Source organism: Paraburkholderia caballeronis (genome assembly GCF_900104845.1).
Lineage (GTDB): Bacteria > Pseudomonadota > Gammaproteobacteria > Burkholderiales > Burkholderiaceae > Paraburkholderia > Paraburkholderia caballeronis.
This window is the reverse complement of the sequence record NZ_FNSR01000002.1, coordinates 114,092-127,030: the sequence shown is the minus strand read 5'-3', so window position 1 is coordinate 127,030 and position 12,939 is coordinate 114,092. Positions and strand designations below refer to the sequence as shown.

At 68.0% G+C, this 12,939-nt stretch carries 12 protein-coding genes and 2 pseudogenes; 5 read left to right on the top strand and 9 right to left on the bottom strand.

Features of this window, described 5'->3' with window-relative positions:
* Positions 1–31: 31 nt before the first annotated feature.
* Positions 32–784, bottom strand: coding sequence for a dihydrodipicolinate synthase family protein (locus BLV92_RS17145; protein ID WP_244283836.1), 753 nt, complete (start codon positions 782–784; stop codon positions 32–34).
* 388 nt (positions 785–1,172) lie between these two features.
* Here BLV92_RS17145 and BLV92_RS17140 point away from each other — a divergent pair, with 388 nt between their 5' ends.
* A complete protein-coding gene (locus tag BLV92_RS17140; RefSeq protein ID WP_090547320.1) occupies positions 1,173–1,787 on the top strand; it encodes a VC0807 family protein in 615 nt (204 codons plus the stop codon).
* 191 nt (positions 1,788–1,978) lie between these two features.
* Here the strand turns inward: BLV92_RS17140 and BLV92_RS17135 are convergent, their stop codons facing one another.
* Positions 1,979–2,716, bottom strand: a complete 738-nt coding sequence (locus tag BLV92_RS17135; RefSeq protein WP_090547319.1) for a FadR/GntR family transcriptional regulator — start codon at positions 2,714–2,716, stop codon at positions 1,979–1,981.
* A 95-nt stretch (positions 2,717–2,811) separates the two neighbouring features.
* A pseudogene (locus BLV92_RS17130) lies at positions 2,812–3,291 on the bottom strand (IclR family transcriptional regulator domain-containing protein); the annotation flags it as partial.
* Here BLV92_RS17130 and BLV92_RS32600 point away from each other — a divergent pair.
* Positions 3,254–3,409, top strand: a pseudogene (locus BLV92_RS32600) (2-keto-3-deoxygluconate permease); the annotation flags it as partial. The pseudogenes BLV92_RS17130 and BLV92_RS32600 overlap by 38 nt on opposite strands.
* 82 nt (positions 3,410–3,491) lie before the next feature.
* Here BLV92_RS32600 and BLV92_RS17125 read toward each other — a convergent pair.
* The 5 genes from BLV92_RS17125 to BLV92_RS17105 all read right to left on the bottom strand — a co-directional run bounded on the left by BLV92_RS17125 (position 3,492) and on the right by BLV92_RS17105 (position 8,680).
* Positions 3,492–4,193, bottom strand: a complete 702-nt coding sequence (locus BLV92_RS17125; RefSeq protein ID WP_244283835.1) for an energy transducer TonB — start codon at positions 4,191–4,193, stop codon at positions 3,492–3,494.
* A complete protein-coding gene (locus BLV92_RS17120; protein ID WP_090547318.1) occupies positions 4,186–4,584 on the bottom strand; it encodes an ExbD/TolR family protein in 399 nt (132 codons plus the stop codon). The genes BLV92_RS17125 and BLV92_RS17120 overlap by 8 nt, the downstream gene beginning before the upstream one ends.
* Complete coding sequence (locus tag BLV92_RS17115) at positions 4,581–5,207, bottom strand: MotA/TolQ/ExbB proton channel family protein (protein ID WP_090547316.1); 627 nt, start codon at positions 5,205–5,207, stop codon at positions 4,581–4,583. Before BLV92_RS17115 ends, BLV92_RS17120 begins: the two co-directional genes overlap by 4 nt.
* A gap of 8 nt (positions 5,208–5,215) precedes the next feature.
* Positions 5,216–7,405 (bottom strand): TonB-dependent receptor, encoded by a 2,190-nt coding sequence (locus BLV92_RS17110; RefSeq protein WP_090547315.1) that lies wholly within the window; start codon positions 7,403–7,405, stop codon positions 5,216–5,218.
* Positions 7,406–7,768: 363 nt separating this feature from the next.
* Positions 7,769–8,680 (bottom strand): LysR family transcriptional regulator, encoded by a 912-nt coding sequence (locus BLV92_RS17105; RefSeq protein WP_090547313.1) that lies wholly within the window; start codon positions 8,678–8,680, stop codon positions 7,769–7,771.
* 200 nt (positions 8,681–8,880) lie between these two features.
* On the opposite strand from BLV92_RS17105, the gene BLV92_RS17100 reads away from it, so the two are divergent.
* Genes BLV92_RS17100 through BLV92_RS17090 form a run of 3 tightly spaced genes read left to right on the top strand, consistent with a single transcriptional unit; the run spans position 8,881 to position 12,003 of the window.
* Positions 8,881–10,152, top strand: coding sequence for a YbfB/YjiJ family MFS transporter (locus tag BLV92_RS17100; RefSeq protein ID WP_244283834.1), 1,272 nt, complete (start codon positions 8,881–8,883; stop codon positions 10,150–10,152).
* Positions 10,153–10,176: 24 nt separating this feature from the next.
* Positions 10,177–10,662, top strand: coding sequence for a YybH family protein (locus BLV92_RS17095; RefSeq protein WP_090547310.1), 486 nt, complete (start codon positions 10,177–10,179; stop codon positions 10,660–10,662).
* A 57-nt stretch (positions 10,663–10,719) separates the two neighbouring features.
* On the top strand, positions 10,720–12,003 hold the full coding sequence (locus BLV92_RS17090; protein WP_090547309.1) for an MFS transporter: 1,284 nt from the start codon (positions 10,720–10,722) through the stop codon (positions 12,001–12,003).
* Between the two features lie 26 nt (positions 12,004–12,029).
* Here the strand turns inward: BLV92_RS17090 and BLV92_RS17085 are convergent, their stop codons facing one another.
* Positions 12,030–12,896: an SDR family NAD(P)-dependent oxidoreductase gene (locus tag BLV92_RS17085; protein ID WP_090547307.1), complete on the bottom strand. Its 867-nt coding sequence runs from the start codon at positions 12,894–12,896 to the stop codon at positions 12,030–12,032.
* Between the last annotated feature and the right edge of the window lie 43 nt (positions 12,897–12,939).

Genomic DNA, 12,939 nt, shown 5'->3' with positions numbered 1-12,939 from the left:
CGTCTACCTGGCTACCTGTCAAGCGATGCGCTTAAGCCAGCGCATCCGCGTTTAGCGCCACGAGTTGCGTCGCCGCTTTTTCGATGTCGGCCAGCGTGCGCGGATCGTCGATCGTCGAAAGGAATTCGCCGATCGGCCCCGTGTTCGCGATCCCCGCTGCCGCGACCGCCGCGTGCAGCACGCGGATCGGCGACCACGCGTCGCGCGCGTTTTCGAGCGGAACGAAATGCTCGCGCAACGCCGCCGCGTCGTCGAAGCGCCCGTCGTGCAGCGCGACGCGAATGCCGTTCGACAGCGCGGGCGCGACGCAGCACGAACCCGACGTGAACGCACGCAACCCGAACGTGCGGAAGTGGTCGATCACCGGCCGCTCGCCGATGCCGCTGATCAGCGGATCCGTGCCGATGCACGCGATGAGGTCGCGCAGCACCGCGTCCTCGCGCGGATCGTCGCGCACGATCGCGTACTTGACCGCGCACACCGAGCCGTCCTTCACGAGCGCGGCCAGGTCCTCGTTGCGGATATACCCTTCGTCCTTCACATACGCGATCACCGGGCGGCCGTACCGCTCCGCGAGTTTGCCGATGCCGCTCGCGACGCCGGCCGGCGTCGCCGGGAAGCGCAGCGGCAGCACCATCGCGGTCGGGAACGCGCGCTCGCGCAGCAGCGCGATCTGCTCGGCGGCCTTGCCGAAGTCCGCGCCGATCGACGGGATCAGCCAGTCGCTGGCTTCGAGCAGCGGCGTCAGCGTGTCGAGTACGCGGCCGAACTCTGCGACACCCAAGTTGTAAAAATTTGCGTTTCCACCGTACATATAGGTGGTGATGCCGCCTGAGCGCAGGTGGGCGAGGAGGCGGCGGTTTCCTGCGTCGTCGGGGGTGCCGTCAGGGCGGCGTGCCAGTGGAGGAACGGCCAGTACGGAGGCGCGCAGGTCGGCGGGAGTGAGGGGGGTGGTTTTCACGGGTGGGCCTTGATCGGGTGGACGGTTGCAACGATATCAATGTGGACGCTTATTTGTAAAGTGTAATTACAACTTGGTGGGATGGGGGCAGGCCGGCCGAACGTCATCAAGAACACTCGCCGGTGATTGGCCCATCGAAAGCAGCGCAACGCACGGACACCGATCGGCCTTTTCTGCGACGCTCCGGAAGTGACGGCTCGACGAGCGCCCCATGGTCCCCTCCGCCCGCTATATCTTCGCAATCGTCGTCAACGTGGCGTTGCCCGCGACGACCTACTGGATCGCGAAAGGCCGCTTCGGGCCGTCGGGCGCATTGATCGCGTCGGCCGTGCCGCTGCTCGCATGGATGGGGCTCGACTTCGCGAGGTTTCGGCACTTCGACGCGTTGAGCGCGGTTGTGCTCGCGGGTATCGTCATGTCGGTGCTCGTGCTTGTGCCCAGGTCATGGCCGTGGCTGGGCGAAGTTCGCGAGCCGTTGGTCAGCGGCATCGTCGGCGTGTTTTTTCTGTTGTCTCTTTCGATGAAGCGACCGCTGGTGTTCTATCTCGCGCGCTCGACGATGGCGCGCGAACGGTCGGGGCAGGAGAAGGCGTTCGATGCGATGTGGCAGAGCCGGCCGGCGCTCAGGACGTCCATCCGGCTGATGACGGTGGTTTGGGGGCTGGGGCTGGTCGGCGAGAACGCGGTGAGGTTCTGGATGGCTATCGCTATGAACGGTTCAAATGGTCAGCGGTGGTCGATGGCCGTCAGGTATGCGACTTATGCGGGATTGATGCTTTGGACGGTGGGGTATCGGCGGTGGTATGTTCGGAGGCAGGGGGGGTAGCTGTTTTTTCGGAGATGGGATTCAGGGCGGCGTGCTGATTGGCCTGGTGATATTCCGGCGAGGCTCATTGGGATCTGGAAGTATACGGCGACATGCGAAAAACGGATGAGGCCACGTTCGATCGTTTTTAGCCAAAAAGCAGACCGGCGAAATGTGCGAGCGAAAGGTTCATTTTGGGTCGATCTGCCCCCTCACCGATCCAGCTGCCCATCCAGCAACCGGTTCCTCGCCTGATCCAGGTGATACCGCATCGCAATCTCCGCGCTATCCGGGTCCCCAACCCCGATCGCATGAACGATCCGCTCATGCTCATCGAGCACCCGCGCGCGGCGCTGTTCGGACGCGTCGTGCGTGAGCGACAGCGTCACCCGCATCCCGTCCTTCAGCCGCTCCGCGATGCCGTCGAGCACGTCGACCAGCAGCGCATTCCCGCTCGCCTCCGCGATCGTGCGATGGAACGCATAGTCGGCGTCCTTCTCCGCGTCGCGCGACACGCCGGCGGTGAACGCGTCGCGCAGCGCGGCGGCGGCCGAAACGATCGCGTCGAGTTGCGCATCCGACCGGTTGCGCGCGGCGAGCCGCGCGGACAGCGGTTCGAGCGACAGCCGCAGTTCGAACCCCTGTAGCACTTCTCCCAGCCCGGGCGCGTTGCCGGTCAGCTCGACGACGCGCTGCGACGGCTTGCGCTGCACGTAGGTCCCGGAGCCTTGCCGCGACACGACGATGCCGTCGGTCTGCAGACGCCGCAGCGCCTCGCGCACGACCGGCCGCGACACCGCGAAATGCTCGGCAAGCTGATGCTCGGTCGGCAGCCGGTCGCCGATCTGGTAGCCGGCGCCGACGATCTCGTTCAGCAGCCGTCCGTAGATCGTGTCGGACAGGCGCACCCGTTCGATCGCCGCCGCGCTGGACGGCCGTTCGTCGCGCATGGTGAGTCGTTCCTCGCAGATGATTCGCGCGCGATTTTACCGTAGCGCCCGCGCGTCCACGCGGGCGCGATGCCGTGGCGGCAAGGTCAGCCCGGTTCGGCGGACGCAAGCGTCTTCTGCGTGGACTTCCTGAACTCGACGTGCGACAGCACCTCGCGCGCGTCGGCGGGGTCCATCCCCGCGAGCAGCACCTTGCCGATCGCGGTGCTGTAAAGCGGATTGCGCCGGCCGATCCGCGACTGCATTCGCAGTCCGTAATCGGCGTCGATCTTGTGGATGTCGATGATCGCATTCTCGTCGAACGCGCCGAGATGCACGGCCTCGCGCGTCGCCTGCGCGATGCCGCGCATCTCGACGTCGGTCTCGACTTCCTGCACGACGTAGCCGGGCGCCTTCAATGCCTGCAATACGCGATGCACGGTGGTCTTCGACAGGCCGAGCCGCTGCGACAGTTCGCTGATGCCGATCCGTCCGGTGTCGCCGGGCGCGCGGGGAATCGCGAACACGCGTCCGACCGACGACGCCGATTCGCGCTTGTCGAAACCCGCCGCGGCGGTCTCGAACCCGGCGATCATCGGCGAGATAATCCCGCGCTTCAAGCCGATGGTGCCGGCGGCGACCGCGTGTCTCGTCACCGCGATTCTCGTGCCGGTGCTGACCGCAATGTGGGTGCGCCGGCGCGCGGCGCGTTGATGGAGCCGCCGCGGGTGCGGCCGGCGACCACCGGGCACGACGGACATTTCCAGGTCCGTAGCGCGTGTGCGGTCCGCGCTGTCTAGCTCACGTTGAAGTGCACGCGGACGTCCTGGCGGCTCTCGACCGGGCGTCCGTTTTCGATGGCGGGTGCAAAGCGCCACTGATGCAGCGTGTCGAGCAGGATCTGGTTCAGGCGCGGCATCGGCGTGGGACGGATCAGTTCGACGTCTGCGCTGCCGTCCGCATGAATCGTGAAGCGCGCGATGGCCGTCGCGCGGTAGCCGTCCTCGCGAAGATCGTCGGGCAGGTCGGGCAGCGGCTGCGACAGCGGCCGGGCGGCAGCGTTGCCCAGGTTCGCTGACGACGACGAGGTCGCGGCGGACGATGCCGTCGACGGTTCCGCCGCTTGAGCCGCGCTTTTCGTTTCCTGTTGCGATTGAGGCGTTGCCGAAGGCGGCGCGGCTTGCTGCTGTCGTTCGGGCGCGGGCGTCGGCGGTACGGTGGCGCGCGTAACGGCCGGACGATGCGCAACCCTCTCGCGCACATGTTGTTGTATCGCGGCCGGTTTTTGCGGCGCGACGGCCAGGTGTGCCGTATCCGCCGCCGCAGCAGCAGGCGCGGCGAGTTCGACCAGCTTCATGTCGAGCGGCGGTTCCGCGACCGGCTGCGTCCGCATCGGCGCCCACAGCCAGCCCGCGTTCGCGACGAAAAAAATCCACAGCGCTGACGCCAGCACCGTCGCGATCGCCAGCCTCGCGCGCTGCGCGCGACCGCTACTCACGATGAACGGCGATGAGAAAATGCACGGCTCCGCCCGCGCGCGCGGCGAGCATCGCCTGCACGACGACGCCGTGCGACGCGTGATCGTCCGCCGCGACGACGAGGTCGCCGTCCGCGTGGATCGCGCGTTTTACGCTGGCGGCCAGCTGGTCCGGCTCTACCTGCCGTCCGTCGATGAACAGATGGTTCGCGGCGTCGATCGCGAGCGTGACCGGCTGCGTCTGCGCGAGCGTTTGCGCGCGGCCCTGCGGCAGATCGATGTGCAGCGCGTTCACGCGCTGCATCGCGAGCGACGTCAGGATGAACGTCGCGAGCAGGAAGAACATCACGTCGATCATCGGGATGATCTCGATGCGCCCGCGCTTCGATTTCCTCGCACGGCGCAGCTTCATCGCGCTGCGCCACTGCGGCCGCCGCGTTCGGCCGCGACGCGCAACACCGCGAGCCGTTCGTTCGCGAAAATCTCGACGTCCTCCATCAGCCGGTCGATGCGCCGCGCGAAGTAGTTGAACGCGAACAGCGCGACGAGCGCGATCACGAGGCCGAGCGCGGTCGCGATCAGCGCCTGAGCGACGCCGCCTGTCACGCCGGACGGATTCACGAGACCGTCGCCGCCGATCAGCCGGAACGCGTGCATCATCCCGACGATCGTGCCGAGCAGCCCGACCAGCGGCGCGGCGGTCACGATCGTTTCGAGCAGCCACAGGCCGCGGCTCATCTCGCGCTCGATCCGCAGCGCGGCGGCCTCGACGCGCGCCTCGATCTGCGGGATCGGCAGCGCGCCGTCCGCGAAGAACGGCGCGATGCGGCGCAACGCGTGTCCGCGCGGCAGCCGCTCCACGGCGAGAGCCGGGTCGTCGGATGCGTCGGCCACGTCCGGCACGCGCGCGAAGCGCCACAGCGCATACGCGCGGTCGAACGTGATCGCGAGCGCGGCGACGGCGAGTCCGGTCAGCGGATACAGCACCCAGCCGGCCGCGCTGATGGTGGCGTCGATATCGTTCCAGTGGTTCATCGAGAGGCTCAGAAGTGCTTCGTCAGGCCCGCGTAGATCGCGCGCTGCGGCCCGTACTGCGGCGCGCCGACGCCGATGCCCGAGCCGTCGCGCAACTGGTACACGCGGCCGAACGCGTTGACCAGCACGAGCCGCGCATCGAAGTTGCCGACGAGCGGTTCGTCGAAATGCTGGATCACGCCGAGGTTCACCTGCGCGTACCACGGCAGGCTGTCGGTGTTCGCGAAGCCGCTGCGCAGCCCGCTGCCGACGATGCCGTCCGCGGTGAACGTCGTGCGGCCGAGCGTATATGCGCCGCCGAACGACGCCGTCACGCGCTGGTCGTGGTCGAGGGACACCCAGTGGTTCGCGATGTACGCGAGTTCGTCGGGTTCGAAGTTGAACTGCGCGGACTCGATGTCGGTGCCCTGCGCGCGGCTGTACGCGACGTTCAGGTACGCGGACACGTTGTCCTGGTGGTAGCTCGTCGTCAGCTCGACGCCGTACACGCGGCCGCGCGCGTAGTTGAACGGCGTGAAGATCAGCGCGGAGCCGAACTGGCCTTCGTCGAGCAGGTCGGTCGCTTTCTTGTAGTACGCGTCGAGGCCGACGGTCAGCGCGGGCGTCAGCCGCTGCGTGATGCCGATGTCGAAGTAGTGCGAACGCTCCGGCTTTACCAGGCTGTTCTGCGAACTCGGGCTCTGGTTCGTCGTGCCGTTGAAGAGGCCGATCGTGGAGTCGGACACGAGTTCGAACGCGGGCGGCGTGAAGTAGCGCGAGTAGCCGGCGTGCACGGTCGTCGCGTTGGTCGGCTGCCAGACGACGCCGATGCGCGGGCTCAACTGGCTCGCCTGCACGAACTCGTCCATCCGGTCGTAGCGCAGCCCGTAGTTCACGGTGACGCTGCGCGCGACCTTCCATTCGTCCTGCACGTACGCGCTGTAGAGGTAGCCGGTTTTGCTGCTCGCGTCGGCGAGCGTGAACGGCTGGTTCGACAGGGGATTGCCGTCCGCGTCGGCGGGGAACACGGCGACGTTGTCGTCGAACGTCGCGTGTTCCTGCTGCATCATCAGGCCCGCGCGCAGCGTGTGGCTGTTGTTCAGTCGGTAGGTCGTGTCGACCTGCACGCCGTTCGCGCGGTTGCTGTGGAAGTCCGACGACGCGACGCCGTTGAACATCAGGTCGCCGACCGGATCGGGGTTGAACTGCGTGCGCGTGTAGCGCGTGAACAGCGCGACCTGGTAGTCGAACGCGCCGCCGTTCGTCCCCTGCAACGCGAGCACCGCGAAGTTGTTCAGCTCCGACTGCGTTTCGTTCAACTGGGCCGAGTCGAACGACGTGCGGCCGTCGAGCGTGAACGCGGGCGTGAGGCCCGGCGTGTTCGGCAATTCGAACTGGTTGGCCGCGGTGCCGAACATCAGGCTCACGCGCGTGAGCGGGTTCAGCAGATACGACATGTAGCCGAAGCCGCTGCCCTGGCGCGTGTGGTCGTGCAGCGGACTGCCGTCCGACGTCGGCGCCTCGATGCCGAGATTGTTCTCGCCGAGCGAACCCGCGAAGTAATAGCTGAACGCGCCGCTCGAACCGAACACGTCGGCGCTGGTGCGCAGCGTCTGGTGGCTGCCGCCGAACACGTCGAGCGTGCCGCCGTTGCCGGTGTCGCCGGACTTCGTGCGGATATCGACGATGCCGGCGGTGCGATAGCCGTACTGCGCGGGCAGCGCGCCGGTGATGAGGCTCATCTGGTCGATGATCCGCGAATCGAGCGACTGGCCGAAGCCGCTGATCGGCTCGGGGATGACGATGCCGTTCAGCCGGTATTGCAGGTCCGCGTGGTCGCCGCGCACGTGCACCTGGCCGAACGAATCGTTCGCGACGCCGGGCGCCTGCAGCAGCACCTGGTTCAGCGGCGTGTTCGCGCCTTGCGGCATTGCGTCGATGTCGGCCTGGGTGATCCGGTACACGCTGCTGCCGACTTCCGGCGACAAGCCGTTGCGCGCGCGGTTCAGGCGCTGCGCGTTGACGGTGACGTCGAGCGTCGGGTCGTTCTTCCTGGTCTGCTGCGGTGACTGATCGGCCGCAGTGGCGGGCTGGGTCGGGCCTGTCGCGTCGGCGGGCGCGGACGTGCCGGCGTCGGCGGCGAACGCGTGCGACGCAATCGCCTGCGCGAACAGCAGCAGGCTCGCGCGGGCGATCAGGGAGCGGCGGGTCGTTGTCATTGTTGTCCGGTGTAGAGGTGCGTCTGGTCGGGATGCGCTCTGGCGGCGCGTCGGGTTGTAATGCGGCGAGAATGTTATAACATAACAAACAAGACGCGCAAGACGCCGATTCATGCGATGGCTGGAGTGAGGCGGGATGATCGAGGCGCGGTTATGCGCTCACGCGGGACGAGGTAGTCCACCGCGCTGGCGGACGCGCGCGAGCGGACGCAGGAAGGGGAAGCGGGGTTATGAGGACGCTGAAGGACGGCTTCGAGCCGTTATTTTCAACACAGGGATGAGAAGCGGAGCGCGACGACGCACGCGACCCGCGCCGCGTGCCTTGCGCTGAAACGATTCAGCGTCGTGCCGCGAAACACCGAATCAGGACGCTTCCGCGTCGCCGGATTTCTGCTTCGGCGTCTGTGCCCGATAAACCTTCCGCGCCATCTCCAGAAACGCGGCCAGTGCGCTCGACACATATCCGTCGTGACGGCGGATGAACAGCGTCTCGACGCGCGCGAGATCCTTCGGCAGCCGATGGATCGCGACCTTGCCCGCGTCGGCGACGGCCGCGACGATGCCCTTCGGCAGCAGCGTGACGCCGACGCCCGCCGACACGCAGCTCAGGATCGCATCGAGCGAACCGAACTCCAGTGGCTTCGCGACGACGATGCCTTTCCCCGCGAGAAACGTTTCCAGCCGCTGCCGGTACGAGCAGCCGAACTGGAACACGATCGTCTTCAGGTCGGGAATCTTCGTCAGGTCCTTCAGCGATTGCACGGCGGGGCTGGTCACGAGCATCAGTTCCTCGACGAACACCGCTTCCTGATGCAGCTCCGGATGATCGATCGGCCCCGCGACGAACGCGCCTTCGAGCCGGCATTCGACCACGTCCTGCAACAGCCGCGCGGTGGTCCCCGAACTGACGACGAGGCGCACGTCGGGCCATGTGCGCGCGAATTCGGTCAACAGCGGCGACAGCCGCAGCGCGGTCGTCGTTTCGAGCCCGCCGATCACCAGCGAGCCGGCCGGCGCGCCGTCGTCGCGCGCGGCCGCCTGCACCTCGTCGATCAGCCGCGTGATGCGGCCGACGAACGGCAGCATCCGCTGGCCGGCTGGCGTCGGCGTGACGCCGCGCGCGTGGCGCTGGAACAGCGGCAGCCCGAGTTCTTCTTCGAGCGCGCGGATGCGCGCCGTCACGTTCGACTGCACCGTATGCAGTTCCGACGCGGCCTTGTTCATGCTGCCGTGCCGGGCGACGGCTTCGAAGGTCTTGAGATCGGCGACGTCCATAAGCGGGCGAATAATCCAGAAATAACCAGCAATTGCGGTGTACGTGCGCCGATTCTACCGGCCCTGGCGCCGGCCGACGCGCGCAAATTCAGCATAGCACGTATCGACAAAGCAGATACCTGTTATCAGATCAATTCAGTTCTTAAGATTAGTGATCGCGCGTACGCTCCGGCTATCGAATCGAGTGAACGGAGCGTCGGATGGACAGGGTGATGGAGCGCGACGGCCGGCGGCCGGACAGCGCGCAGGCAACGAAGGCAGTCAGTGCGAAGTGGGCGACGGTCGCCGCTTTCTGCGCGAGCCTCGTCGGCATCGGGCTCGCGCGTTTCGCGTATACGCCGCTGCTGCCGGCGATCGTCGGGGCGCACTGGTTCGACGCGTCGATGGCCGCGTATCTCGGCGCGGCGAACCTCGCCGGTTATCTGGTCGGCGCGCTGGCCGGCCGTCCGCTCGCCGCGCGGGCCACGGTCCCCGTCACGCTGCGCGCGATGATGCTGGTCGCGACCGTCGCGTTCATCGCGTGCGCGTATCCGGTGTCGTTCGCGTGGTTCTTCGCGTGGCGCTTCCTCGCCGGCCTCGCCGGCGGCGCGTTGATGGTGCTCGCCGCGCCCGCGGTGCTGCCGCATGTGCCGGCGTCGCGCCGCGGCCTCGCCGGCGGCGTGATCTTCATGGGCGTCGGCATCGGCGTCGCCGCGTCGGGGACGCTCGTGCCGCTGCTGCTGCAACACGGCCTGCGCGATACGTGGCTCGGCCTCGGCGCGATCTCGCTCGCGCTGACCGCGATCGCATGGCAGGGCTGGCCGGCCGATACCGCCGCCAGGCCCGATACGTCGGCGCCCGCGCATCATCGTCGTCCGCCGCGTTCCGGCGCGCTGCGCGCGCTGTACGCCGAGTACGCGCTGAACGCGGCCGGCTGGGTGCCGCACATGATCTTTCTCGTCGACTTCGTCGCGCGCGGGCTGCATCGCGGCCTGCAGGTCGGCGCCGAATACTGGGTGCTGTTCGGCATCGGCGCGACGGTCGGCCCGCTGTTCGCCGGCGCGCTGGCCGACCGCACCGGCTTCGGCCGCGCGCTGCGGATCGCGTTCGTGCTGGAGATCGCCGGCGTCGCGATGCCGGCGCTCGGGCTCGGCTCGTCGTGGCTGATCGTGTCGAGCGTCGTGGTCGGCGCGTTCGTCACCGGCACGGTGCCGCTCGTGCTCGGCCGCGTGCATGAACTGCTCGAACATCATCCGGCGCAGCAGAACTCCGCATGGCGGACGGCGACGGTCGGTTTCGCGCTGTTCCAGGCCGTCGCCGCGTATGGGCTGTCGTTCGTGTTCTCGCACGACGGGGGCGACTACCGGCTGCTGTTCGCGATCGGCGTCGTCGCGATGGTGCTCGCGCTGGTCATCGATCTCGCCGCCGCGTTCGGCAACCGCAACGACGGTGCAAAGGAACGTCTCGCGCCGACTCGCGCGGACCTCGGTTAACCAACCCCACAAGGAGCGTTTCAAATGGTGATGCAGGGACTCGAAATTTCCGGCGCCGAACCGCGCGCCGGCGACGGCGGCGCGCTCGATGCGCTGATCGACTTCTACCGCGCGTTCAACGGCCGCGACCTCGCGGCGCTTGCCGCGAACTGGGCCGACGGCGAGCAGCCGAGCATGGACAACCCGATCGGCGGCATACGGCGAGGCTGGCCGTCGATCCGCGACGGCTACCGGAAGCTGTTCGAAGGGCCGGCGCGCGTGCAGGTCGCGTTCCACGACTTCACGAGCCAGGGCGGCGGCGACTGGCATCTGTTCGTCGGGCGCGAGAAGGGCGCGTGCGTGATCGGCGGCACGACGATCGAATTGCGGATCCGCACCACGCGCTGGTTCGTGAAGATCGACGGCGCGTGGCGGCAGCTTCATCACCACGGCTCGATCGAGGAACCCGCGCTGCTCGCCGACTATCAGCGCGCGATCTTCGGCGCGCCGCTCGCGAAGCCGGTCGCCTGAATGCGGCCGGCGGAGTTCCGGCGGCGCGGACGCCGCCATCAACGGATGAGGGATTCGATGGTTTTGCCTGCTTCCTCGCCCGCGTCGCCGTTGTCCGGCACGTCGCCGTCTCCGGGTTATGCGGAGCGCAACCGGCCGCACTGGCGGCGCAATCTCGCGGTCTGCGTGTTCGGTTCGTTCACGACGCTCGTGAGCCTCAGCATGCTGCTGCCGTTCCTGCCGCTGTACGTCGAGCAGCTGGGCGTGACGTCGCCGGCCGCCGTCGTGCAGTGGTCGGGCGTCGCGTTCGGCGCGACGTTCTTCGGCACCGCGATCACCGCGCCGCTATGGGGACGTCTCGCGGACCGCTACGGCCGCAAGCCGATGCTCGTGCGCGCGGCGCTCGGCATGGCGGTCGTGATGTCGCTGATCGGCGTCGCGCGCAGCGTGACCGACCTCGTCGCGCTGCGGCTCGTCGCCGGGCTGATCGGCGGGTATGCGTCGGCGTCGATCGTGATGATCGGCACCCAGGCGCCGCGCGAGCGCGCCGGCTGGGCGCTCGGCGTGCTGTCGACGGGCGCGCTGGCCGGCAATCTCGTTGGCCCGCTGGTCGGCGGGTTCCTGCCGGGCTGGGTCGGCCTGCGCGGCACCTTTTTCGTCGGCGGCGCGATGATCGCGGTGGCCGCCGCGGCGACGATCCTGCTGGTGCGCGAGGACTTCGACCGGCTTCGCGACACCCAGGCGCGCGCGGCGTCGGCCGGCGCGCGGGAGCCCGGCGCGGGGCGCGCGGTGATCGTGGCGCTGCTCGCGACCGCGATGATGGTGCTGCTCGCGAACATGTCGATCGAGCCGATCATCACCGTGTACATCGGGCAGCTCGGCGTGCCGCGCGCCCATCTCGCGCGCGTCGCTGGTTTCGTGATGGCGTGTTCCGCGTTCGGCAGCATGCTGACCGCGCCGCGGCTCGGCGCATTGGCGGATCGCATCGGAAGCTGGAACGTGATCGTCGGCTGTCTCGTCGCGACCGCGCTCGTGATGGTGCCGCAGGCGTTCGTCACGTCATGGTGGCAACTCGCGGCGCTGCGCGGCCTGATGGGGATGACGATCGCGGGCCTGCTGCCTTCGATCGCGAAGCTGGTCCGGCAGTCGGTCGACGAAAACCGCTCGGGCAAGACGCTCGGTTATCTGCAGTCCGCGCAGTTTTCCGGGCAGGTGGTCGGGCCGTTGATCGGCGCGCAGATCGGCGCGCACGTCGGGCTGCATCAGGTGTTTTTCGTGACCGGCGCGCTGCTGGTCGTGTGCGCGGTGGTGAACCACCGGGTTCGCGCGCGTTCGGCGGCGGCGCAGCGGGTCCGCGCGTGAGCGGCGTCGCGCGCCGATATCGCCGGTTATTTCGGCGCGCGTTCGATGTCGCGCATCAGCGCCTGCAGTTTCGGCTGTGTTTCGATACGCCTGTCGGTCACGATGCTGACGATTCCGCGCAGCCACGACACCGGCGTCCACCGGCCCGGCACGATGATGCGGGCGCGGCGCGTGCGCAGACCGTCGATCATCGCCGCGGCGACCGTCTCCGGCGGGATCGGCTGACGCAGCGAAACCGGGTACGCGACCCGCACCATCTTCGTCGCGACCTTGTTGCCGCCGAACGCCATTTTGGCGATCGCGGTTTCGACCCATCCCGGATACAGCACGCTTGCCGACGCGCCCGTGCTGCCGAGTTCCGCGCGCAGCGACCGCGCGAGCATTTCGATGCCGGCCTTGGACGTCGCATACGGGGCGTTGCACATGCCGTTCATGAACGCATAGATCGACGACGTGACGACGATCTGCCCTTGATTGCGCAGCACCTCGGGCAACGCGGCCTTGATCGTGCGCCACACGCCGAGCAGGTTCACCTCGACGATGCGCTCGAACTCGGGCTCGTCGCAGCTTAGCAGCGTCTGCGGTCCGTTGCTCCATGAAATACCCGCGTTCGCGAACGCGATGTCGATGCGGCCGAAGCGTTCGACGGCCCGTGCGACGACGGCGCGCGTCGCGGCCGCATCGGTGACGTCGAGCGTCAGCGCGAGCGTGCGGTCCGCGTCGAATCCGGCCGCGAGCTGTTCCATCTGCGCCGGGTTCGTGTCGGTCAGCACGAGCCGCGCGCCCGCTGCGTGCAGCGCCCGCGCGACGGCCGCGCCGATGCCGCCGGCAGCCCCGGTGATGAATACGACTTTCCCGTCGAGATCGTAGATCGGTTTGTTCTTCTGCTTCATGACGACAGGTTCGTTGATGCGAGCGGCGGCGAGCGGCGGCGGT